This window comes from Streptomyces beihaiensis (assembly GCF_026274175.1).
GTDB lineage: Bacteria > Actinomycetota > Actinomycetes > Streptomycetales > Streptomycetaceae > Streptomyces > Streptomyces beihaiensis.
Genome location: NZ_JAPHNL010000012.1, coordinates 1 through 22,952, shown reverse-complemented (window position 1 = coordinate 22,952; position 22,952 = coordinate 1). Strand labels below are relative to the sequence as shown.

The window sequence follows — 22,952 nt, the reverse complement described above, 5'->3', positions numbered from 1 at the left end:
CCTGGTGTCCGGCTCGGGCCCCGACGCGGTCACCAGGAGCGCGCCGAGACCGAGCAGGGTGAGCGCGGTGCCGCGCCACTCGACCGACGTCACACGCCGTCCCGCCAGCCGCGCGCCCAGCGGCACTGCCGCGACGAGCGTGAGCGCGCCCAGCGGCTGCACCAGTGTCAGCGGCCCGAACCGCAGCGCGGCCACGTGCAGCAGCGCTGCCCCGGCATTGAGCAGCACCGACCCCCACCAGGCCCCGGCGTGCACCATCCGCCGCAGGCCCGCCTCGGCGCCGGCGGTGCGGGCGGCGAGACGTTCCTGGGCCACCGCCGCCGCGGCGTACGCCACGGCGGAGACGAGGGAGAGCGCGACGGCGATCAGCGTGGCGGCGTTCATCGGTTCGCTCCGGCGGCGACGGGCTCCGCGGTGACGGGCTCGGCCGAGGCGACCACCGCCGCCGCGACCGAGGTGGAGCCGGGCGTGTGCGACACCTGCACCGGGATGCGGATCGGCGCCCGGCCCAGGACGTCGGAGGCCGAGAGGGCGTCCGGCGGCGCGCGGAAGGCGGGCGCGGCCGACCAGGGCGCCGGGACCCGCGCCGCAGCGGGGGCCTCGGTGGTGGCCGGGTGGGCGGGGGCGGGCAGCAGACGGCGCCGGAGGGCGGCGGGAGCGGCCGGGGTCGCGCTCGGCATCCGGACGACCATGAGCGCCAGGCCGAGCAGCGCGGCCGCCACGATCGTGTCCAGCCAGTAGTGGTTGGCGGTGCCGACGATCACCAGCAGGGTCAGCAGCGGGTGGGCGAGCCACAGCCACCGCAGGCGCGACCGGGTCGCCGCGATCAGGCCGATCGCGACCATCAGCGCCCAGCCGAAGTGCAGCGACGGCATGGCCGCGAACTGGTTGGCCATCGAGTCGGTGCTGGGCTTCGCCGCGTAGACGGACGGCCCGTAGACCTGCGCCGTGTCGACGAGGTGCGCGGCCGGCAGCATCCGCGGCGGGGCCAGCGGGAACGTGAGGTGCAGCGCGAGCGCCGCGGCCGTCAGCACGGCGAGCGCGCGCCGGGTCCACACGTAGTGGCGCGGCCTGCGCAGGTACAGGAAGACGAGCAACAGGATCGTGGCCGGGAAGTGCACGGCCGCGTAGTACGTGTTCGCGGCGCGCACCAGGGACTCGCTGTGCAGCAGCAGGCCCTGCACGGTGCCCTCCTCGGGCAGGTGCAGGGCGCGCTCCAGGCTCCATACGTGGTCGGCGTTGTGGAAGGCATCACCGGTGTGCCCGTTGGCCAGTCGCCGACCGAGCTTGTAGACGAGGAAGAGCCCTGCGACCAGCAGGAACTCGCGGACCAGGGGCGGCCGGGCGGTGCGCCCGCCGGGCTCCGGTTCGGCGGCCTCGGTGAGGGATTCCATCCCGGCCCCCTTTTCATGACGGCGTTGTGGTGCTGAGCTGCGCGGTTCCACGCGGTTCTCCGCGGGTACTGCCACGTATCGAAACGATGGTGTTCCGATACGCCAGTGTACCGATACGCTGGCGTACCGGTACACTGGCGTATCGATAGGGGCTGAGATCCCGGCCACACCCACCGAGGAGCACAGGGTCATGACGACGCGAGAACAGGCCACCGCGACCGCGACGACCCCCTCGCGCCGTTCGAAGATCACGCCCGAGCGGGCGCAGGAGTTCTACGACGCCGTCCTCGACCAGCTGCGCACGCACGGGTACGAGGCGCTCACCATGGAGGGCGTCGCGGCGCGGGCCTGCTGCAGCAAGTCCACGCTGTACCGGCAGTGGAAGACCAAGCCACAGCTCGTGGCCGCGGCGCTGCGGGCGGGCCGGTGCGGGAAGTTCACCTCGGTCGACACCGGAAGCCTCGCGGGAGACCTGGTCGCGGCCGCGCGCAACGCGGCGGTGCAGGGCGAGCGCGACACCGTGCTGATGCAGGCGGTCGGGCATGCCATGCTCCATGACGACGGCCTCAAGAGCGCGCTGCGCGAGGTCTTCGTCGAACCGGAGCTCGCGGCGCTCGACGCGATGATCGGCAGGGCCGTGGAGCGCGGTGAGATCGCCGCCGATCATCCCGCGCTGCCGTACGTGGCGTCGCAGCTCTTCGGTGTGCTGCGGATCCGTCCCGTCCTGGAGGCGCGGCAGGCCGACCAGGACTACATGGTCCGGTTCGTCGAGGACGCACTGCTTCCGGGCCTCGGCCTGACCCCACCGGGCCGGGCCGCCTGAACGGGAGGCCGCCGGCCGCAGGGATGACCGGCCGGTGGCGTCCCGCGCCGCACCGTGGGGACGGGAGCGGCGCGCACCCCGGGGCCGACGGCCTCCTCCAAGAGCGGAGGGGAGGCCGTCGGCCCCAGACGCACCCGAGGGGTTCAGACGCCCTTGCCGTCGCCGCCCGTCGCACCGCCGGTGATCCGGGCCTTCTTGATGCCCTTGACGATCTTGTCGATCGACGTGTCGTCGGGGCCCGACGCCTTGTCCTCCGCGCTGGTGGGTATGTCGACGCCGATACGGACGACGACGAGCCGCCCGGAGCCGTCGGGCGCGGGGAACGCGACCGACTCGACCCACGCGTCGATGTCCGACTTCGTGTCCACGTTCCAGCGCACCAGATAGCCCTGCTGCCCGGCGACGGTGACCTTCTTCGACTGCAACTCGTCGTGCTGGACGATCCCGCCGTACGTCTTGCCGCCGTAGGAGGCCTTGGCGTTCTTGAGGATGTCCTCCTTGGCCGCCGCCTCGGCGGTCGTCGCGTCCAGCTTGAGGCGCGTGGCCGACTCCACGGAGGCGCCGCCCTTGACGCACGTCTGCTTCGGTGTGTCCGGGCACTTGTAGGGGCCTGTCGTCACGCCCGCGATGCCCGCGCCGTCGGTGCCCGTCCAGCCGTCGAGCACGGGCAGCGCCACACCGCTGACGACATCCGTGGCGTACCCCTTGTCGAGCGGTGTCCGCGGGGCCCGCGGCGCCTGTGGCGACGGGCTGCTCCCGCCGCCGGGGTCGCCGCCGCCGGGTGCGCCCTGGCGCGGATGCCGCGACTGCGCGCCGGCCTTGTCGGTGCCCTTGCCGTGGCCGCCGTTCGACGTCAGCGCGTACACGCCGACGCCGATCCCGGCGAGCACGACCACCGTGATCCCCGCCGCGACGGCGACGCGTCCCCGGCTACGGGGCTTGGGCGGCAACTGACCCGAATAGCCCGGATAATCACCGTATGCCGGGTAAGGGGCTAGCGGTACCGGCTGCTGGGCGTACGGCGTGGCGCCGGGAACCGGCGGCGTGGCGCCGGGAACGGGCGGAGCGCCGGGGGCAGGCGCGGGTGCGGCCCCGGGCGTGGTGGGGGCGGGGGCCTGCGGCGGGTGCGGCGGCGGGGTCGTGGCCGGGCGGATCTGATCGGTCCACCGGCCGCCGTCCCACCAGCGTTCGGTGCGGGGCGCGCCCTCGACCTGACCTGGATCGGGGTACCAGCCCGCGGGAGTCTGCGACGTCATGGGCCAAACAGTATGAGGCCGGCCTGAAAACGCGATGAGAGGGTCGCAGGCGCGTGCGCGATCGTGATCCGAACCGGCCACGGCCGGACCCGTCCCCGGCCAAAAGTCACGGGGCTGCCAAGACCCCCACCACGCGGGCCCCGTCCCGACTAGTCTCGTCACCAGTACGTCGATCGGCCGATGTGAACGACACCGGGAGGGTGCGGGATGACTCAGGGACGGCACGCCGAGGCCGCCTCCTCCGGTCCGCCGCTGTGGGAGCGGCAGGCCGAACTCGACATCGCACAGCAGGCACTTGACGACCTGTGCGGCGACGTCACCGCGTCCGGCAGCCTGATCGTGTACCACGGTGACGCGGGCATCGGCAAGACCGCGCTGCTCGCCCGGGTGGCGGCCATGGCGCGGGGCCGGGCCACCGTCTGGTCCGCCCGCGCGGGCGAGACCGTCACCTCCGTCCCCTTCAACGTCGTACGGCAGTTGCTGCAGCCCGCGCTGCTCGCCCTGAGCGACGACGAGGCCCGCGAGTACTTCGGCGACTGGTACGACATCGCGGGCCCCGCCCTCGGGATAGCCGAGCCCACCGGGCGGCAGGCCGACCCGCAGGGTGTGCGCGACGGACTCGTCGCGGCCGTGTCCCGGCTCGCCCGCCTGCACTGGCCGCTGGTCCTGCTCATCGACGACGCGCAGTGGGCCGACCTGGAGACCCTCGGGTGGCTTGCCGCGTTCGCCGAGCGCCTCGACGAACTGCCCATCCTGGTCGTCGTCGCCCAGCGCGACCCCGAGGGCTCGGCGGCGGCCGCCTGCCTGGAGGCGGTCTCCGCGGCCGCCCGGCCCGTCGCCGCCCGGCTGCGCGCACTCACCCCGGATGCCGTCGCGGCGCTGACCCGCGCCTCGCTCGGCGCGCACGCCGACGACCCGTTCTGCCGCGAGGTGTGGGCCGTCACCGGCGGAAACCCGTACGAGTCCGTCGAGTTGCTCGCCAAGGTGCAGGACACCGACCTCGCCCCGGTGGAGGACTCCGCCGAACAGCTGCGCGGGCTCAACAGATCGGCGCGCGGCCGCGGCCTGGTCACCCGCCTCGAAGGACTCGGCACCGACGCGACCCGGTTCGCCTGGGCGGCCGCCATCCTCGGCACCCGCATCGAACCCGGCCTTGCCGCACTCCTCGCCGGGATGAACCCCGAACAGGCCGGGCGCTGCGCCGAACGGCTGCGCGAGGCCCGCATCCTCACCGACGCCGAGTCCACGGCCCCCGGCGCGGACACCGTCCTGGAGTTCGTCCACCCGCTGATCGCCACCGCCGTCTACGACGCGATCCCGACGGCCACCCGCACCGCCATGCACGGCCAGGCGGCCTGGGCGGTCACCGCGTCCGGGCACGGGCCCGCGGCGGCCTCGCGCCACCTCCTCGAAGTCCACCCGGACGACGACCCGGAGCTCGTCGAGCAGATGCGCGCCGCCGCCCGCGAACACCTCGCCGTCGGCGCGCCCGAGGCCGCCCGGCGCTGCCTGGAGCGCGCCCTCGACGAACCGCCGCTGCCCGAGGTGCGTCCGTACGTCCTGTACGAACTGGGCCGCGCCACACTCCTGACCTCGCCCGCCACCACCATCCGGCACCTCAGCGACGCCCTCGACGTCACGCCGGGGCTCGACGGCGCCGAGCGGGTCGACGCGGTCTGCCGCCTCTCCCAGGCCATGGTCCACAACGACCAGCTGGAGGAGGCCCTCGCGCTCATCGACAGCGAGGCCGAACGCCTCGAACCGGGCCAGGCCCGCCTGCGCCTGCAGGCCGTCCACTTCATGTGGGAGGGCATCCACGCGGGCGAGGAGGACTCCCCGGGCCGCTCCCGCCGCCTCGCCTCGATCGCCGAGGGACTCGCGGGCCGCGACAACCCCGAGCGCGTCCTGCTGATCCTGCACGCCTTCGACGCGATGACCCGTGGTGAGAACGCGGAGGAGGTCGTCGAGCGCTGCGACCGCGCACTCGTCAACGGCCGCCTGGCCCCCGGACTCGGCTGGACCGACACCGAGTGGGGCTTCGAGGTCCTCGTCATGCTCGGCAGCGCGTATCTGTTCGCCGACCGGCTCGACCGTGCCGAGAGCCTGTTCACCGAGGCCGTCCGCGAGTACGAGACGGCGGGCTGGAGCGGCGGCCACCTGGCGCTCGCCCACGCCTTCGTCGGCTACGTGCACCGCAGGCGCGGCCGCCTCACCGACGCGGAGGCGTTCCTGCGCGAGGCGCTGCGGCTCGCCGACCGCGTCGGGCGAGGACTGCCCATGCACTGGGACGCGGCCTGCATGCTCATCGACACACTGCTGGCCCGCGGCAAGGCCGACGAGGCCGCGCAGACCGCCGAGCGCTACGCGTTCGCCCCGCCCTACCCGTCCACCGTCGTGCTGCCCGACGCCCATTCGGTCCGCGGCCGCCTGCTGCTGGCCACCGGCCGGGTCGAGGACGGCGTCAACGAGCTGGAGGCGGCGGCGAAGGCCGCCACCGCCCGCGGCGGCCACAACACGATCATGGCGCCCTGGGCCGGTGAACTCGCACGTGCCCTCGCGATCACCGACCCGCGGCGCGCGCAGGCGCTGGCCGCGGAGGGCCGGGTGCAGGCCGAGCGGTTCGGCACGGACACCGCGATCGGCGAGGCACTGCGGTGCGCGGCCGCGCTGGAGACGGGCCAGAGGCAACTCACCCTGTACGCGAAGGCCGTCACCTACCTGGAGGCGTCCCCGTGCGCGTACGAGCACGCGCTCGCCCGCGTCGAGTACGGGATCGCGGCCCGTTCCCTCACCGAACTCAACCGAGGTCTGACACTGGCCCGTTCGTGCGGCGCCGACGGTCTGGCGGCGCGGGCGCGGGAAGTGCTGGAGACGGGGCGCGGGTTGCGCTAGGGGCTGTCCGGCGGAGCTCGGTCCGAGACGGGGCAGCCGGCGACCGACGACAACGCCGCAGGTCGGCGCGCCAGACCCCGCGACCTCGACAAGATCCGCCGGACAGCGCCCCAGGGCGTGTTTCGAAAGTGGCGTCGTCCGCCCGGAGGGCGGGCCCGGCGGCGTCTGGTGCGTGCGATCGCAAGGCGGAGGGTCGCCCCGATACTGGGCGTATCGGGGCGAGCCCGACAACGCCGCGAGCGTGCGTGCCAGGCGTCGCCGGGCAGGCGGGACTTTCGAAACACGCCCTATGAGCCGCCCTCCGACTCCAACACCTGTCGGGCCACGGCGAAGGCCGAGTTGGCCGCGGGCACGCCCACGTACACGGCGCACTGCTGGAGCACCGCACCGATCTCGCCGGCGGTCAGACCGCCCCGCAGGGCGGCCCGCACATGCATGGCCAGTTCGTCCAGGTGGCCGTGGGCGACGAGCGCGGTCAGGGTCACCATGCTCCGCTCGCGCCGGGTCAGCGTCGGATCGGTCCAGATCTCGCCCCACGCGTACCGGGAGATGAAGTCCTGGAACCGTGCCGTGAACGGCGTCTGCCGCTCCTGTGCCCGGTCCACGTGCGCATCGCCGAGCACCTCCCGCCGCATCGCCGTTCCGGCCCCCGCGACCCGTCCGAAGTGGGCGCGCAGCAGCCCGGTGACGGCGTCGGGCCGCTCGGCCACGGCCAGATGGGAGGCCCCGGCCAGCTCGACGAGCTCCGCGCGCGGCACGCCGTCGGCGATCTCCCGCGCCCGCTCGGGCGGCGTCGCGGGGTCCTCGCGCCCGGCCACGACGAGCGTCGGCACGCGGATCTCAGCAAGGCGTTCTCGCAGGTCGAAGGCGGCCAGAGCATCACAGCAGGCGGCGTACGCCGCCGCGTCGGCGTCGCGATTGTCCTGTACGAGCCGGGGCACGCAGGCCCCGTCGAACTCAGGCGTGAACCACCGCGACGGCGCCGACTCCGCCACGGCCCCCGTCCCCTCCTCGCGGACGAGCGCCGCCCGCCGCCGCCACGGCTCCGGCTCACCGAACCGGGCGGCCGAACACAGCACGGCGAGCCGGTCGACCCGGTCCGGGTGGTGCACGGCCAGGTGCAGACCGACGGCGCCGCCGAGCGAGACCCCCGCGTAGCCGAACCGCGCGATGCCCTGCGCATCGGCGAGCGCGAGCACGAGGCCGGCCAGGTCGGCGACGGTGGCGCCGGCCCGGACCAGCTCCGCGCCGGACCCGCCGTGCCCCGGCAGATCCCACCGCACGACCCGGTGCGCGGACGACAACTCGGTCGCCACACCGTCCCAGAGGGCGAGCGAGGTCCCGAGCGACGGCCCGAGGAGCAGCGGGGGAGCGGAGGACGAGCCTTCGGCGTGGTGGTGGAGGACAGTCATGCGTGCTCCCGAGAAGGTGATGGGTGAGAGGCGAGGAGCGGACCGGGAGGCGGCCCCGGCAGGGGCGCGCGGGCAGTGAGTGCGACCACGAGGGGCCCGCACCGGGCGATCGACGTCACCGCCGTCCAAGGGCCCGGTCCACCAGCGCGCCCGCGGCACCCACGTACCGCGCCGGATCGGTCAGCCCGGCCATGTCGACCTCGGCGAGCTCCGGCACCTCGGGCAACACCGAGGCCAGCGGGGCCCGCTCCTCGCGGGCCCGCCGCGCCGCCGCCGCGAGGAGTTCCCTCGCCGGGCCGCGGCCGAGCCGCCCGGCGAGCACCACGGAAAGCCGCTCCGCGACGATGGCCCCACCGGTCAGGTCCAGGTGCGCGCGCATCGCGTCGGGGTGCACGACGAGACCGTCGACCAGCTCGGCCGTGTCCCGCACCGCACCTCCCGCCACCCGCAACAGCTCGCGCAGCGAAGCCCATTCGGCGTGCCACGCCCCGGCGGGCCGTTCGTCCTCCGCGGCCAGTGAGCCGTACAGGGTCGCCGCGAGGCCCGGTGCACGCCGTGCGGCGGCCGCGACGAGCGTGGCCCGGACCGGGTTGGCCTTGTGGGGCATGGCCGACGATCCGCCGCCCGCGGCCTCGCGAAGCTCGGCGATCTCGGTGCGGCAGAGCGTCAGGACGTCCGCCGCCGCCTTGCCGAGCGCCCCCGTCGAGAACGCCAGGGCGCCCGCGAGATCGGCCACCGGCGTGCGCAGCACATGCCAGGGAAGCCCGGGTGCGGCAAGGCCCAGTTCGGCGGCGTAGGCCGTCACCGCCTCCACCGGGTCGTGCGCCCCGTACGCCTCGAAGGACGCCAGCGTGCCTGCCGCGCCGCCCAGTTGCACCGGTAGGGCCGCACGCACCGTCCGGAGCCGGTCGCGTGCGTCCAGGGCCAGCGAACGCCACCCGGCGGCCTTGAGCCCGAACGTCGTCGGCACGGCATGCTGGGTGAGCGTACGTCCTGCCATGGGCGTGTCGCGGTGCTCGACCGCAAGCCGGGCCAGCGAGGCCCCGATCGCGTCGACTTCGGGCAGGACCAGGTCGAGCGTGCGCGCGGCGACCAGCATCAGCGCCGTGTCCACCACGTCCTGGCTGGTCGCGCCCCGGTGCACGTACGGCGCGTACCGCGCGGGCACGGCCGCGGTGAGATCGGCGACCAGCGGGATCACCGGGTTGCCGCCGGCGCGCGCCCGCCGGGCCAGGTCGCGGACGTCGAAGGACGAGGCGAGCGCCACCCGTGTCACCGCGTCCCCGGCGCCGGCGGGCGTGAGGCCGAGGCGTTCCTGCGCGCGCGTCAGGCCCGCCTCCGCGTCCAACAATGCCTGTAGAAAAGCCTCTTCGGACGTGGTGTGCTCCGAGGGCGCGTCCTCGCTGCCGGGGTCGAACAACGTCACGTGAACTCCAGGAAGACCGTCTCGCCCTCGCCCTGAAGGCGGATGTCGAAACGGTACGTGCCGTCGCCCTGCTCCCTGGCGACCAGCGTGTCGCGCCGCGCCGGATCGAGCCGGGCCAGGAGCGGGTCGGATGCCAGGGCGTGGGCGGTGGCCGCGCCGTCCGGGACGTAGACGCGGGTGAACAGGTGGACGAGCAGGCCGCGCGCGAAGACGCACACGCTCAGATACGGGGCGTTGCGCCCGCGCGTGCCTGGCCGCACCGTGCGGGCGTACCAGTGGCCGTTCGCGTCGGTCTGGACCCGGCCCCAACCGGTGAACTCCACGCCGTTGCGCCCCAGATGCCCGCCCGTCGCCGGATCGCGCCGCATCGATCCGTCGACGCGGGGGAGCGTTCCGTCGCGGTCGGGCCCCCACAGCTCCACGACGGCGTCCGGCAGCGGCGCGCCCGCGCCGTCGCGCACGTACCCCTGCACGGTGATGGCGTCCGGGTGCCCGACCGGCGCGATGTCACCGCCGCCGGGGAACGGCAGCGCGTACCCGTAGAACGGGCCGACCGTGTGCGACGGGGTGGGCAGCACGCCTTCGGCGGCGTCAGTTGCTTGCGTCATGGCAGGTCAGCGCCCTTCTTCGAGCCAGGTGGCCGCTGGACCGTCGAGCACGATGTCCCAGTGGTAGCCGAGCGAGAACTCCGGCACGGACAGGCTGTGGTCGTAGGCGGCGACGAGCCGCTGCCGGGCGGCGTCGTCGGTGACGGACTGCAGGATCGGGTCGTACGGGAACAGCGGATCGTTCGGGAAGTACATCTGTGTCACGAGCCGCTGGGTGAACGCCGCGCCGAACACCGAGAAGTGGAGGTGCGCCGGCCGCCACGCGCCCACGTGGTTGCGCCACGGATAAGGTCCTGGCTGGATGGTGGTGAAGTGGTAGCGGCCCTCCGCGTCGGTCAACGTCCGCCCCACTCCGGTGAAGTTGGGGTCGAGCGGGGCGTCGTGCTGCTCGCGCTGATGGGCGTAGCGGCCGGCCGCGTTGGCCTGCCATATCTCGATGAGCTGGCCGCGCACCGGGCGCCCGGCCCGGTCGAGCAGCCGTCCGGACACCGTGATGCGCTCGCCGATCGGTTCGCCGGTGTGCTGCCGGGTCAGATCGTGGTCGGTCTCCGTGATGTCCCGTTCGCCGAACGCGGGCGAGGCCAGCTCCACCAGCTCGGGGTCGCGGGAGACGTCGATGGCGACCAGCGGGCGCTTCGGGTGGCGCAGCGCCGACGAGCGGTAGGGGGCGTAGTCGCGGCGCGGGTGGTGCTCCACCGGCGCGCCGCCCGCCAGGCGCTTTTCGTACGCCGCGTGCTCGGCGGCGATCTCCGCGTCGATGTCGTGCTGGGTGAGGGCCCGGGGGGTGTTCATACGGCTTCCTCTTCCTCCTTCAGCGCCCGGGTGAGCGGCGCCGCGGTCCTGGCCGCCACGTCCTCGGCGCTCACGCCGGGCGCCAACTCGACCAGGGCCAGGCCCTGTTCGGTCACGTCGAGGACGGCGAGGTCGGTGATGATCCGGTCGACACAGCCCTTGCCGGTCAGCGGCAGGGAGCACTCCTCGACCAGTTTCGGCGTGCCGTCCTTCGCGGTGTGCGTCATCGTGACGAGCACCGTGCGCGCCCCGTGGACCAGGTCCATGGCTCCGCCGATCCCCGTGATCATCTTGCCGGGCACGGCCCAGTTGGCGAGATCGCCGCGGGCCGAGACCTGCATGGCGCCCAGGACCGCGACATCGATGTGACCGCCGCGGATCATGCCGAAGGAGAGCGCCGAGTCGAAGAACGCGGCGCCGGGCAGGACCGTCACGGTCTCCTTGCCTGCGTTGATCAGATCAGGGTCGACCGCGTCATCGGCCGGGTAGGGGCCGGTGCCGAGGATGCCGTTCTCCGATTCCAGGACCACCTCGACGCCCTCGGGCATATGGTTGGGTATCAGCGTCGGCAGGCCGATACCGAGGTTCACGTACTGTCCGTCGCGCAGCTCACGCGCCGCGCGCGCGGCCATCTGTTCTCGCGTCCATGCCATGGCTAGGCGCTCACCGTCCGCTTCTCGATCCGCTTGTCGGCGGCCTGTCGCGGGGTGAGTGCCACCACGCGCTGCACGAAGACGCCCGGCAGATGCACCTGGTCGGGCTCGATGCCACCGGCCTCGACGAGCTCCTCCACCTCGGCGATCGTGACCTTCCCGGCCGTCGCCGCGAGCGGGTTGAAGTTACGCGCCGACTTGTTGAAGACCAGGTTCCCGTGCCGGTCGCCTCTGGCGGCGCGGACCAGTGCGAAGTCGGTGCGGATGGCTCTCTCCAGGACGTACTCGACCCCGTCGAACTCCCGTACCTCCTTGGGCGGTGACGCCTTGGCGACCCCGCCCGCGCCGTCGTAGCGCCAGGGCAGACCGCCGTCGGCGACCTGTGTGCCGACGCCCGCCGGGGTGTAGAAGGCGGGGATTCCGGCGCCGCCCGCGCGCAACCGCTCGGCGAGCGTGCCCTGCGGGATCATCTCGACCTCGATCTCGCCGGCCAGGTACTGGCGGGCGAACTCCTTGTTCGCGCCGATGTACGAGCCGGTGACGCGGGCGATGCGTCCCGCCGCGAGGAGTACGGCGAGGCCGGACTCCATGGCGCCGCAGTTGTTCGACACCACGGACAGGTTGCCCGTGCCCTGCGCGTGCACCGCCTCGATCAGCACGCTCGGCACACCGCTGAGCCCGAACCCGCCGACCGCGAGGGACGAGCCGTCCCCGACGTCGGCGACGGCCCGCGCGGCCGAGGCGACCACCTTGTCCATGTGTGCGTGTCCCGTCTGCGGGAGTGCGGCCGAGCCACAACGAGGAATGCTCAGCGCACTGACTATTATGAGAACGAGGCTCACGTTGCCACCGGCTCATGGGGTCGTCAAGGGTCTAGCATTGCTCAGTGCACCGACAAGAACAGCTGTGCATCAACGAAGGACCGGAGGATCGCGATGGCCGCGGTGGATCTGAGCACCCATCCCGGGCACCTCGCCCGACGGCTCCAGCAGGCGCACCACCTGCTGTGGAACACGATGGTCTCGGAGGAGATCACGTCCCCGCAGTTCGCGGTCCTCAACGCGCTCGTCGCCGAGCCGGGCCTCGACCAGCGCACCGTCGGCGAGCGCGTCGGACTCGACCGCTCCACCATCGCCGAGGTCATCGCCCGGCTCACCCGCCGTGACCTGCTCGACAAGGTGCGCGACCCCCAGGACGGCCGCCGCTGGCTGCTGCGGCTCACCGCAGAGGGCCTGCGCACGCACAAGAAGCTGACCGTGCGAACCGCCCGCATGAACCAGGTCTTCCTGGCACCGCTCGACGCGGACGAGCAGACCGTGTTCTTCGACCTGCTCCGCCGGGTCGCCGACGCGGCGGAGGACCTGCGCGACGCGGCGCGGACGGTGACCGCGCAAGGGATCTGAAGCCGTTTGCCTCCCCCACCGCTACTGCTTCGCGGCGAGCACCACCCACACCTGGCCGGGTGCGAACGGCAGCGGCTTCCCGGTGTCCGCCGCCGTGAAAGTGGTGCCGTCCGTGGCGGCCCGCCGGTCCCACCGCGCGTCGAAGGACCGCCCGTCGCGCAACACCAGCGCCCTCCCCGACCCGACGGTGTGCGACAGCGGCGTCGTACTGCCGAGCTTGTCGTGGAAGCGGGACGGCTCCACGTCGACGTACTGCACGACCACCGTCGCCGCGGCGAGCCGGCTCCCGCCGGTCAGGGTCGCCGGGTGCCCGTCCATGCTCACCAGCCACCGGTGGCGCCGCGCCGACCAGACGAAGCCGAACCGTGCCGCAGGGAACCGCACCGTCTCCTCGGTCACCGGCGTGCCGCCCGCCGGTACCCGCGCCGCGAACCGGAACCCGGCCGCCGCCCCGGCGCCCGATCCGCCGGCCGTCCCCGCCAGCTTCCGCGGGCGCAGATAGAGGTTGTGCGGCGGGGGCCGGTCACCGCCCCGGAAGTACGCGCCGTCGGCGGCTTTGCCCGGCGGTACCGCCCGCAGCGGAGCCGCCGCGATCAGAGGCAGCAGCTTGTGCTGGGCCCCGGAGTACGCGAAGGTCGGCCGGTCGAACTGGCGCAGCAGTTCCAGATCGGTCTCGCGCGCGCTGCGCACCGGGCCCACCACGGCCGGGCGATCCGCCCCGAACACCGCCATCAGGCGGCTCAGCCCGCCCTCCACCTGCTCCGCGTAGACGATGTCGGCGTCCTGGAGCCCGGTCTGCGGGCGGGCCGCGCCGACATTGTCGATCTTGACGGCGAGGACGTTCGCCCCGGGCGCCCCGGACGAGGGCGACGGCGACGGTGAGGCGCCCCGGTCGGGGCCGGTGCCGCCGCCCGTGCACGCCACGGCGGCGAGAGCGATCAGACCGGCGGCGCAACCGGCCAGGAAACCGCGCCTGCGTATGCCGTCCATGACCGGTTCCTACCCGCTTTCGTGCGTTTCCGCCAGCGGGCGGTCGTATCGGCCGGCCGATCAGCTCTCCGGGCGCCGCTGCCGGCCGAAGCGCGGCTCGGCCGTTCAGCGCATGACGTCCGCCAGATCGAACGAGACCGGCTCGTCCAGCTGCGCGTAGGTGCAGCTCTCGGGAGTGCGGTCGGGACGCCAACGGCGAAAGCGCGCCGTGTGCCGGAACCGCGTGCCGTTCTCCATGTGGTCGTAGGCGACCTCGGCGACCAGGCGCGGCTCCAGCGGCACCCACGTCTGGCTCTTGCCACCGCTCCAGCGGTTGACCGAGCCCGGCATTCGCGAGCCGGCCTGCGCCGACTCGTCCTCCCACGCAGCCCAGGGGTGACCGGCCACCGACGGCATCCGCAACGGCTCCAGCTCGGCGATCAGCTCCGTGCGGCGCTTCATCGTGAAGGCGGCGCAGACCCCCACGTGCTGGAGCGTGCCCACGGCGTCGTACAGGCCGAGCAGCAGCGAGCCGACGCCCTGCCCGCTCTTGTGGACGCGGTACCCGGCGACCACGCAGTCCGCCGTCCGCTCGTGCTTGATCTTGAACATGAGCCGCTGGTCCTGCTGGTAGCGCAGGGTGAGCGGCTTGGCGACGATCCCGTCGAGGCCCGCGCCCTCGAACTGCTCGAACCAGCGCCGCGCGAGTGCGGCGTCCGTCGTCGCCGGGGCCAGATGCAGGGGCGGGCAAGCGTCCGCGAGGGCCTCTTCCAGGCGATGTCTGCGCTCGGCCATCGGGGCGTCGGTCACCTTCTCGTCACCGAGCGCCAGGACGTCGAACGCCACGAACGACGCGGGTGTGCGCTCGGCGAGCGTGCGCACCCGCGAGTCGGCCGGATGGATCCGCTCGGTGAGCGCGTCGAAGTCGAGCCGCCCGTCGCGCGCGATCACGATCTCCCCGTCGAGCACGCACCGCTCGGGAAGCCGCTCGCGCAGCGCTGCCACCAGCTCGGGAAAGTACCTGGTCAGCGACTTGGTGGAGCGGCTGGCGAACTCGATCTCCCGACCGTCGCGGAACACGATCGCCCGGAACCCGTCCCATTTCGCCTCGTACAGCATCCCGGCGGGGATCCGCGCCACGGACTTGGCCAGCATCGGCCGGACCGGCGGCATCACGGGAAGGTCCATGCCCCGATTCTGTCCCGTGTGTTGCGATCCCGCCCGGTGTGCGGGGTGTGTTCCCAGCGCCTAGCGTGGGCTCATGAGCGGCGGCAACGGCGCGGCGGTGGAGCTCGACGCCGGTGGGCGTACGGTGCGGCTCTCCAGCCCCGGCAAGGTGTACTTCCCTGAAGGCGGAGCGGGCGGCTACACCAAGCTGGACGTCGCCCGGTACTTCCTCGCTGTCGGCGAGGGCATCCTGCGCGCCCTGCGCGAGCGCCCCACCACCCTGGAGCGCTATCCGGAGGGCCTCGGCGCAGAGTCCTTCTACCAAAAACGCGCCCCGCGCAACCGCCCCGACTGGATCCCCACCGCCACCGTCGCCTTCCCCTCGGGCCGCACCGCCGACGAGCTGTGCCCCACCGAACTCGCCGCCGTCCTGTGGGCCGTCCAGTACGGCACGCTCACCTTCCACCCCTGGCCGGTGCGCCGCGCCGACCCCGACCGCCCCGACGAACTGCGCATCGACCTCGACCCGCAGCCCGGCACGGACTTCACCGACGCGGTGCACGCGGCACGCGAACTACGGGCCGTGCTGGACGAGTTCGGCGGGCTGCGCGGCTGGCCCAAGACCTCCGGCGGGCGCGGACTGCACGTCTTCGTCCCCATCGAACCGCGCTGGAGTTTCGTCGAGGTGCGCCGCGCCGCCATCGCCTGCGGCCGCGAACTCGAACGCCGCATGCCCGGCCGTGTCACGACCGCCTGGTGGAAGGAGGAGCGCGGCCAGCGCGTCTTCGTCGACTACAACCAGACGGCCCGCGACCGCACCGTCGCCAGCGCCTACTCGGTGCGCGCCCTGCCTCATGCTCCCGTCTCCGCCCCGCTCACCTGGGACGAGCTCGGTGACGTCGCGCCGCGCGACTTCGACATCGTGACGATGCCGAAGCGCTACGCCGCGCTGGGTGACGTGCACGCCGACATGGACGACCATGCCCACCGGCTCGACGCCCTGCTCGAACTGGCCGACCGCGACGCCCGCGACCGGGGCCTGGGCGACCTGCCCTATCCGCCGGAGTACCCGAAGATGCCGGGGGAGCCGCCGCGTGTGCAGCCGAGCCGGGCCAGGCACTGCGAACGGCCGAGCGGCTGACCGGCGCGCCGCTCAGGACCCCACGCTCACCGTGAAGCGGCGCGGGTTGCCGTCGTGGGCGGCACCGGACACGTCCGGCTGCCCGTCCGCCTGCACGTCGTCGTAGGGGAAGGCGTACCCGATCGGCGAGTTGGCGTGCACGATGCGCGCCCAGTGGTTCGTGGTGGCGTCCTGGTAGTAGTCGGCGGAGGTGACGCCGTCGGGCTGTTCGGTGTGGGTCAGCATGAGGCTGCGGTTGAACCCGGCGGCGAGGCGGGCCAGGATGCCCTTCTTGTCGTCCGGGTCGCCCGGATCGTTGGCGAACGGCCCGTAGTTGCAGGTGAAGATGTCCTTCGACGACGGCTTGCCGAACGTGTAGCCGCCGTCGAAGACGAGGGTGTCGCCGCTGACCCGGCCGGTGAACGTGCCCCGGCCGCCCTGCAGGTCGATGGTCAGGCCGGTCGAGCCGTACTTCTGCCAGACCCGGTCTACGTAGTCGGTCCACATGTCACGAAACGGCATCCGGTCGGGCTGCCCGAAGTAGGGAGCCATGATGTTCTGCGGCGAGACGGCCCGCAGTACCCCGCCGTCGGCGCCGCGGACGACGAGTTCGTCCCACGGCAGGCCGTCCTCGGCGGCCTGCGCGACGAGAGCGGAGGCGATCTTGTCCACGGCGCCGTCCGGCAGCGGAGCGACGGTGTGGGTGGCGTCGCCCTCCAGGGTCAGGCCGATGGGCAGGGCGGTCACCAGGTCGACGTAGCTGATGTTGGCGTACAACTGGCTGGAGTCGAAGGTGAATTCGCAGAACGACCAGGTCTTGCCGTAGTTCGGGTCCGAGGGTGTCGCGAAGGCCGGTTCGACGAGGGCGGGGCCCGGGTTGAGGAAGAAGTCGAGGGTGTCGTCCCGCACGAAGTAGATGCGGGAGCCGTACATCTGAGGCAGTGTCACCACCTTGGCCGCGGAACCGGCCGCGCCCAGCGGGATGGCGCAGTCGACGGGCAGAGGGGTCATCGGGGTGCCGGGCGAGGCCGGCCGGTAGACGCTGCCGTCGGCCCGCAGCAGCTGCAAGGCGCCCGTGGCCCGGTCGTGGCCGGTCACGTAAGCACGCACGGAGCCCGGCAACGACGTGTTGACCAGGGCCAGTTGGCAGGTCGCGGGAGTGGCGGCCGCGGTCCAGGAAGGGGCGGCGAGGACAGCGGCGGCGGTCGCGGCGCTCGCTCCGGCGCCGGCGAGCAGGGCTCTGCGTGATATCACGATGGGCTCTCCTGGGGGTGTGGGGGAGAAGGGGGAGAGGGTGTGAGGGGGCCCACTGTGGCGAGGTCGATATGAACCGTCAAGACTTAAGACAGGGAGCGCTCCCGTTTTCTTTTTGTATTCAAGAAATGAATCCATGTCCGGGAGGGTGCCGGAGCGCGGCGGACGGCGTGTGCGAGGGCGATTGTCAGTGGCCGGTGCGAGACTCGGCGATACAGAGCGGTACGGAGAGCGGAACCCTCGACGAGGAGGGAAGAACCATGATCACCACCGAGTTCGTCCCGGGCGCACCCGACTGGATCGACCTCACCACCTTCGACGTGGAAGCGGCGACCCGGTTCTATGGAGGCGTCTTCGGCTGGAAGTTCGCGTCGGCGGGGCCCGAGGCGGGCGGGTACGGCATGTTCCGGCGCGGGGGCAGGACGGTCGCCGGGGCCATGGCGGTCCCCGCGGGCCAGGCCCCACCGGCGTGGAACCTGTACTTCCACACCACCGACGCGGATGCCACGGCCGAGGTGGTCGAGCAGGCCGGCGGCAAGGTCTGCCACCCGCCGCAAGACGTCTTCGAAGAGGGCCGCGTGGCGGTCTGCGCCGACCCCTCGGGCGCCGCGTTCGGCCTGTGGCAGCCCAAGAACACCAAGGGCTTCGAGTACGCGACCGGAGACGGCGGCCTGAACTGGGCGCAGTTGCACACGGCCGACGTGGACGCCGCGAAGCGCTTCTACACCGACGTGTTCGGCTGGGGCACCTTCGACATCGAGTTCCCCGGCGGCCTGTACACGTCGGTGAACCCGGCGGGCGCGGGGCCGGACAGCATGTTCGGCGGGATCGTCCCGCTGGAGTCCGACCCGGCAGAGGCGTCGGCGGGCTCGCACTGGACGCTGTACTTCCACGTGTCGGACGTGGACGCGGCGGCCGACCGGGCCCGCGAGCTCGGCGGTACGGTGCGCACCGAACCGTTCAACCTGGCGAAGGTCGGCCGGATCGCGAAGCTCGCGGACCCGTCCGGCGCCCGATTCGCCGTGATCAAGGGGGACCCTGAGCAGGAGTAGCGCCACCGGAGGGGCGGGGGGCGCGCCGCCCGGCGCGCCGTGTTGATCACGCGTTGATCAAACGTTTTGCGCGGGGCGGCAGGGTCGTGACCATGCACGCTGACACGACACTCACGCCCGCGGCCCCCAGCTGGAAGGAGCAGGCTCTGTGCGCCCAGACCGGCGCGGACTTCTTCTTCCCCGAGCCGGGAAGCTCCGTCCGTGACGCCAAGCGGATCTGCCTGATGTGCGACATCCGCACCGACTGCCTCGAGTACGCGCTCACGCATGACGAGCGCTTCGGTGTCTGGGGCGGCCTGTCCGAGAAGGAGCGCGGCAGGCTCAGGCGCCGCTGAGTCGCACGTTCTCCCGCGGCCCCGGGTGCCGCCGTCGCGGTCAGGCGCGGGCGGCGCGCTCCGCCATCCGCGCCTTGCGGGCGGCGAGCCTCTCGTCGAAGGCGCGCGCCTGCTCGTCGAGCCCGTTCATGAACAGGCCGAGTTCCTCCTGGGCCTTGATCCCCTCGGGGCCGAGCCCGTCCACCTCCATGATCTTCAGGAAGCGCAGCACGGGCTGGAGCACGTCGTCGTGGTGGATGCGCAGGTTGTAGACCTCGCCGATCGCCATCTGCGCCGCCGCCCGCTCGAACCCGGGGATACCGTGGCCCGGCATCCGGAAATCGACGACGACGTCGCGCACGGAGCGCATCGTCAGGTCGGGCGCGATCTCGAACGCGGCCTTGAGCAGGTTCCGGTAGAAGACCATGTGCAGGTTCTCGTCGGTCGCGATACGGGCCAGCATCCGGTCGCAGACCGGGTCCCCCGACTGGTGCCCGGTGTTGCGGTGCGAGATGCGGGTGGCCAGCTCCTGGAAGGCGACGTAGGCGATCGAGTGGAGCATCGAGTGCCGGTTGTCCGACTCGAAGCCCTCGCTCATGTGCGCCATCCGGAAGGTCTCCAGCTTGTCCGGGTCGACGGCGCGCGAGGCGAGCAGATAGTCGCGCATCACGATGCCGTGCCGACCCTCCTCGGCCGTCCACCGGTGAACCCAGGTGCCCCAGGCGCCGTCGCGGCCGAACAGCGTGGCGATCTCGTGGTGGTAGCTCGGCAGGTTGTCCTCGGTCAGCAGATTGACGATCAGCGCGGTGCGGCCGACCTCGGTGACCTTCGACTGCTCCTTGTCCCAGGGCTCGCCGTCCTCGAAGAAGCCGGGGAAGTTCCGGGCGTCCGACCACGGCACGTACTCGTGCGGCATCCAGTCCTTGGCGATCTTCAGGTGCCGGTTGAGCTCCTGCTCGACCACCTCTTCCAGCGCGTACAGCAACCGGGCGTCGGTCCAGTCGGTGGACGAGCCGAGGCGGGGGGAGATGACGGTCACGAGGGCTCCTGGGGACGGAGTACGGGCGAGCGGTGCACGTAGCGATGTACTTACGGTGTCGTAGGTTACGAGACCGTAGGTTAAGCCCGCGATAAGGATCCGTCGTCACGCGTACAGCTCACGCAGCCGTACTGAGAGACAGGTCACACATCCTTCGAGCTTCTCGAACTCGGAGATGTCCACCAGAACCGGGTCGTAGCCCAGGTCGGACAGGAGTTCCGCCGACTTCGGCGCGCTGGCCGCCATGAGCAGGCGGTCACCGCCCAGCAGCACCACGTGCGCGCCCGACTCCTCGGGCACCGGCAGAAAACGCGGGAACAGCGAGGCGTGGTCCACGAGACGTTCGTGCCCGATGACCGTGCCGTCGGGCAGCGCCGTCACCGCGGACTTCAGATGCAGCACCTTGCTCACCGGGACGGCCACCACCCGCGCGCCCAGCGGCTCGAAGACGGCACGCAACTGCTGCACCCCCGCCGCGTTGGTGCGCCCGCCCCGCCCCACGTAGACGGTGTCGCCGATCTTCAGCACGTCCCCGCCGTCGAGCGTGCCCGGCTCCCACACCCAGTTCACCGAGCAGCCGAGCCGCGCCACCGCCTGCTCCACGCCTGCCGTCTCCTCGCGCCGCGACCGGGCGCCCGGCCGCGCGATGAGCGCGACGTTGCGGAACACGACCACCGTGTCCTCCACGAACACGGCGTCGGGGCAGTCGTCGGCCGGTTCCACCAGATAGGTCTCCCAGCCGTCCGACTCGAGCGCCGCGACGTACTCGCGCCACTGGGCGAACGCCAGGTCGGTGTCCACGGCCTCGCGCTCGACATGGGTGACGAGCCCCTCGGCGAGGCGCGGTCCCGGACGGCGGATGAGGGCCTTCTTGCTGGTCACGGGGGTCACTCCAGAGAACGGGTACGGGGCGGGGCGCGACGCGTCGGTAGCGCGTGGCGGCCACATCATGCACACCCCGGAGCCCCTGGTGGAATCCCCCGTCACGCGGCCGTCACGGCCCCCTCACCCGGCCCGTCCGGGGCCCCGGCGGCCCGCCGCGGGTGCTCCGCCGCGAACGAGACGTCCGCGGCGAGCCGTTGAGCCGCCAGGCCCTGGAGCACCACGGTGTCGTGTCTGTCGATCAGGCGGCCGAGCGGTGCCGCCGATCCGCCGGCGTCGTCCGCCATGGGCGGCCGGTGGCCGCTTCACCGCCGACCGCGCGCCCGGCGGCTGATGGGCGGGAGGCGGGCGCGCCCGGCGTCGCGCCGCGCCCGGACGCGGGCTCACCCGGCCATGAGCTCGCGCACCTCATCGCCCGAGGTCTCCACGAGCTCCCCGTCCAGCAGCAGCCAGCGGGTGATGCCGATGGACTCCAAGAACGGCAGGTCGTGGCCGGCCACCATCAGGGCGCCCTCGTACGACTCCAGTGCCGACGTCAGCTGCCGCGCGCTCGCCATGTCCAGGTTGTTGGTCGGCTCGTCGAGGATCAGCAGCTGCGGCGCCGGTTCGGCGAGCATGAGTGAGGCGAGCGCCGCGCGGAAGCGTTCGCCGCCGGAGAGCGTGCCCGCCCGCTGGTCGGCCCGCGCCCCCTTGAACAGGAAGCGGGCCAGGCTGGCGCGGATCCGGTTGGCGGTGGCGTCGGGCGCGAAGCGCGCCACGTTCTCGGCGACGCTCAGCGCGTCGTCGAGCACGTCGAGCCGCTGCGGCAGGAAGCGCAACGGCACATGTGCCGTCACCTCGCCCGCGACCGGCGCGAGGTGTCCGGCCACGGTGCGCAGCAGCGTCGTCTTGCCCGAGCCGTTGCGCCCCACGAGCGCGATCCGCTCGGGGCCGTGCACATCGAGCCCGCCCGGCACCCGGGCCCCGTGGGCGAGTTCGAGCTCGCGCAGCGTGAGCACCTGGCGTCCGGGCGGGACCGCCGTGAACGGCAGGTCGACGCGGATCTCGTCGTCGTCGCGCACGACGAGGGCCGCCTCGTCGAGCCGCTCCTTGGCCTCGTTGAGCTTCTCCTCGTGCAGGATGCGGTGCTTGCCGGCGGAGACCTGGGCGGCCCGCTTGCGGGCGCCCATCACGATCTTCGGCTCCCGCTTGGAGTCCCACATCTTCTGCCCGTAACGTTTGCGCCGAGCCAACGTGACGTGGGCCTCCACCAGTTCACGCTTCTGCTTCTTCACGTCGGACTCGGCGACCCGCACCATCCGCTCGGCGGCCTCCTGCTGCGCCGCGACGACCTCCTCGTAGGCCGAGAAGTTCCCGCCGTACCAGGTGACCGCGCCCGCCCGTCTCCCACCACCCTCAGCCGAGGCACTGCGTGCGGCCCCTCCTGCTTGGTGCAGGTCGGCGATCTGGTCGACGCGGTCGAGCAGTTCCCGGTCGTGGCTGACGACGACCATGACCCCGGACCAGCCCTCGACGGCTGCGTAGAGGCGCCGGCGCGCGTACAGGTCCAGGTTGTTGGTCGGCTCGTCCAGGAGCAGGATGTCGGGCCGGGCGAGCAGCAGCGCCGCGAGCCGCAGCAGCACCGACTCGCCGCCGGAGACCTCGCCGATGGTGCGGTCCAACGAGATGTGCCCCAGGCCGAGTTCGGACAACGTGGCGGTCGCGCGCTCCTCGACGTCCCAGTCGTCGCCGACCGCCGTGAAGTGCTTCTCGTGCACGTCGCCGGACTCGATGGCGTGCAGGGCGGCCCGCGTCGCGGCGATGCCGAGGACCTCGTCGACGCGCAGGCCGGTGTCGAGCGTGACGTTCTGCGGCAGATGGCCGACCTCGCCGGTGATCCGGACGCTGCCGTCGGTGGGCCGGAGCGTACCGGCCAGCAGGTTCAACAGGGTTGATTTCCCTGAGCCGTTGAGCCCGATGAGCCCGGTGCGGCCCGGCCCGAAGGCGACCTGCAGGCCGTCGAAGACACAGGTGCCGTCGGGCCAGGAGTAGGTCAGACCGGTGCAGGAGATGGACGCGGCCGAGCCGGAGGGAAGGGGATGATGTGACATGAGGGCCTCGCAGGTGTTCGGTGCGAACGATGACGGGTGCGACGCGTTCGAGACACCGCGGGCCAGGAAATGACAGGAGAGAAGCCTGTACCGGCGGGTGGGACGGCTCGGGCGTACCGAGGTCTCGCACGACGACATGGACGCGGGCGGCAGGGCGCGGCGTGACATGCGCGGTGTCTCAAGACCTCAGACGAGCAACGTCCTACTCCGATCGACGGCAACAGAAGCATCGACCACGGTACGGAGGCGGGCTCCGGCCGTCAAAGGATTAAAGGCTCGGACCGTACGCTCAGTCGCCCAGGGCGCCCCGACGGCCGTATCGCACCGCTGCCACGGCCGCCGCCGCGCCGCAGGCGAGCAGCAGCGCCGCCGGCGGAGCCCCGCGTCCGACCTGGGCACGTGCGCC

21 protein-coding genes and 1 pseudogene are annotated in these 22,952 nt (G+C 72.7%); 6 read left to right on the top strand and 16 right to left on the bottom strand.

From position 1 onward, the window contains the following. Together OFY01_RS02250 and OFY01_RS02245 are read right to left on the bottom strand one after the other, a co-directional pair. A pseudogene (locus OFY01_RS02250) lies at positions 1–384 on the bottom strand (hypothetical protein); the annotation flags it as partial. Next, positions 381–1,394, bottom strand: a complete 1,014-nt coding sequence (locus tag OFY01_RS02245) for a phosphatase PAP2 family protein (protein WP_266595774.1) — start codon at positions 1,392–1,394, stop codon at positions 381–383. The pseudogene OFY01_RS02250 and the gene OFY01_RS02245, both read right to left, overlap by 4 nt. 190 nt (positions 1,395–1,584) lie before the next feature. Between OFY01_RS02245 and OFY01_RS02240 the strand changes: the two genes are divergently transcribed. Next, positions 1,585–2,217, top strand: a complete 633-nt coding sequence (locus OFY01_RS02240) for a TetR/AcrR family transcriptional regulator (RefSeq protein WP_266595773.1) — start codon at positions 1,585–1,587, stop codon at positions 2,215–2,217. Between the two features lie 143 nt (positions 2,218–2,360). Here OFY01_RS02240 and OFY01_RS02235 read toward each other — a convergent pair whose 3' ends face one another. After that, positions 2,361–3,473, bottom strand: coding sequence for a DUF2510 domain-containing protein (locus OFY01_RS02235; protein WP_266595771.1), 1,113 nt, complete (start codon positions 3,471–3,473; stop codon positions 2,361–2,363). Positions 3,474–3,680: 207 nt separating this feature from the next. Between OFY01_RS02235 and OFY01_RS02230 the strand changes: the two genes are divergently transcribed. Beyond that, positions 3,681–6,365 (top strand): ATP-binding protein, encoded by a 2,685-nt coding sequence (locus tag OFY01_RS02230; RefSeq protein ID WP_266595769.1) that lies wholly within the window; start codon positions 3,681–3,683, stop codon positions 6,363–6,365. Positions 6,366–6,652: 287 nt separating this feature from the next. Here the strand turns inward: OFY01_RS02230 and pcaDC are convergent, their stop codons facing one another. The 6 genes from pcaDC to OFY01_RS02200 form a co-directional block, all read right to left on the bottom strand. After that, positions 6,653–7,777: a bifunctional 3-oxoadipate enol-lactonase/4-carboxymuconolactone decarboxylase PcaDC gene (gene pcaDC, locus OFY01_RS02225; protein WP_266595767.1), complete on the bottom strand. Its 1,125-nt coding sequence runs from the start codon at positions 7,775–7,777 to the stop codon at positions 6,653–6,655. 115 nt (positions 7,778–7,892) lie between these two features. Next, positions 7,893–9,203, bottom strand: coding sequence for a 3-carboxy-cis,cis-muconate cycloisomerase (gene pcaB, locus OFY01_RS02220; RefSeq protein WP_266595765.1), 1,311 nt, complete (start codon positions 9,201–9,203; stop codon positions 7,893–7,895). Further along, positions 9,200–9,811: a protocatechuate 3,4-dioxygenase subunit alpha gene (gene pcaG, locus OFY01_RS02215; protein WP_266595763.1), complete on the bottom strand. Its 612-nt coding sequence runs from the start codon at positions 9,809–9,811 to the stop codon at positions 9,200–9,202. The genes pcaB and pcaG overlap by 4 nt, the downstream gene beginning before the upstream one ends. Before the next feature lie 6 nt (positions 9,812–9,817). Next, positions 9,818–10,603, bottom strand: a complete 786-nt coding sequence (pcaH, locus tag OFY01_RS02210; protein ID WP_266595761.1) for a protocatechuate 3,4-dioxygenase subunit beta — start codon at positions 10,601–10,603, stop codon at positions 9,818–9,820. Next, positions 10,600–11,256: a CoA transferase subunit B gene (locus OFY01_RS02205; protein WP_266595759.1), complete on the bottom strand. Its 657-nt coding sequence runs from the start codon at positions 11,254–11,256 to the stop codon at positions 10,600–10,602. The genes pcaH and OFY01_RS02205 overlap by 4 nt, the downstream gene beginning before the upstream one ends. Before the next feature lie 2 nt (positions 11,257–11,258). Continuing rightward, positions 11,259–12,014, bottom strand: coding sequence for a CoA transferase subunit A (locus OFY01_RS02200; RefSeq protein ID WP_266595757.1), 756 nt, complete (start codon positions 12,012–12,014; stop codon positions 11,259–11,261). A gap of 177 nt (positions 12,015–12,191) precedes the next feature. On the opposite strand from OFY01_RS02200, the gene OFY01_RS02195 reads away from it, so the two are divergent. Further along, positions 12,192–12,659: a MarR family winged helix-turn-helix transcriptional regulator gene (locus tag OFY01_RS02195; protein WP_266595755.1), complete on the top strand. Its 468-nt coding sequence runs from the start codon at positions 12,192–12,194 to the stop codon at positions 12,657–12,659. Positions 12,660–12,680: 21 nt separating this feature from the next. Here OFY01_RS02195 and OFY01_RS02190 read toward each other — a convergent pair whose 3' ends face one another. Continuing rightward, a complete protein-coding gene (locus tag OFY01_RS02190) occupies positions 12,681–13,649 on the bottom strand; it encodes a DUF3048 domain-containing protein (RefSeq protein ID WP_266595753.1) in 969 nt (322 codons plus the stop codon). 105 nt (positions 13,650–13,754) lie between these two features. After that, entirely contained in the window at positions 13,755–14,816 is a 1,062-nt protein-coding gene (locus tag OFY01_RS02185) for an ATP-dependent DNA ligase (protein ID WP_266595752.1), read from the bottom strand. 73 nt (positions 14,817–14,889) lie between these two features. Between OFY01_RS02185 and ligD the strand changes: the two genes are divergently transcribed. Beyond that, positions 14,890–15,936 carry a non-homologous end-joining DNA ligase gene (gene ligD / locus OFY01_RS02180; protein ID WP_266595750.1) on the top strand — a complete coding sequence of 349 codons (1,047 nt, stop codon included), beginning with the start codon at positions 14,890–14,892 and terminating at the stop codon, positions 15,934–15,936. A 12-nt stretch (positions 15,937–15,948) separates the two neighbouring features. Here ligD and OFY01_RS02175 read toward each other — a convergent pair whose 3' ends face one another. After that, positions 15,949–17,169 carry a glycoside hydrolase family 64 protein gene (locus tag OFY01_RS02175; RefSeq protein WP_266595749.1) on the bottom strand — a complete coding sequence of 407 codons (1,221 nt, stop codon included), beginning with the start codon at positions 17,167–17,169 and terminating at the stop codon, positions 15,949–15,951. 260 nt (positions 17,170–17,429) lie between these two features. Between OFY01_RS02175 and OFY01_RS02170 the strand changes: the two genes are divergently transcribed. Further along, positions 17,430–18,221, top strand: a complete 792-nt coding sequence (locus OFY01_RS02170) for a VOC family protein (RefSeq protein ID WP_266595747.1) — start codon at positions 17,430–17,432, stop codon at positions 18,219–18,221. A gap of 92 nt (positions 18,222–18,313) precedes the next feature. After that, positions 18,314–18,556 (top strand): WhiB family transcriptional regulator, encoded by a 243-nt coding sequence (locus tag OFY01_RS02165; protein WP_266595745.1) that lies wholly within the window; start codon positions 18,314–18,316, stop codon positions 18,554–18,556. A 40-nt stretch (positions 18,557–18,596) separates the two neighbouring features. Here OFY01_RS02165 and OFY01_RS02160 read toward each other — a convergent pair whose 3' ends face one another. The 4 genes from OFY01_RS02160 to OFY01_RS02145 all read right to left on the bottom strand — a co-directional run bounded on the left by OFY01_RS02160 (position 18,597) and on the right by OFY01_RS02145 (position 22,546). Further along, positions 18,597–19,574, bottom strand: a complete 978-nt coding sequence (locus OFY01_RS02160; protein ID WP_266595743.1) for an acyl-ACP desaturase — start codon at positions 19,572–19,574, stop codon at positions 18,597–18,599. 105 nt (positions 19,575–19,679) lie between these two features. Next, positions 19,680–20,456 (bottom strand): dimethylargininase, encoded by a 777-nt coding sequence (gene ddaH, locus OFY01_RS02155; RefSeq protein ID WP_266595741.1) that lies wholly within the window; start codon positions 20,454–20,456, stop codon positions 19,680–19,682. A gap of 101 nt (positions 20,457–20,557) precedes the next feature. Beyond that, complete coding sequence (locus OFY01_RS02150) at positions 20,558–20,743, bottom strand: hypothetical protein (RefSeq protein ID WP_266595739.1); 186 nt, start codon at positions 20,741–20,743, stop codon at positions 20,558–20,560. Between the two features lie 96 nt (positions 20,744–20,839). Then, entirely contained in the window at positions 20,840–22,546 is a 1,707-nt protein-coding gene (locus OFY01_RS02145) for an ABC-F family ATP-binding cassette domain-containing protein (protein ID WP_266595737.1), read from the bottom strand. Between the last annotated feature and the right edge of the window lie 406 nt (positions 22,547–22,952).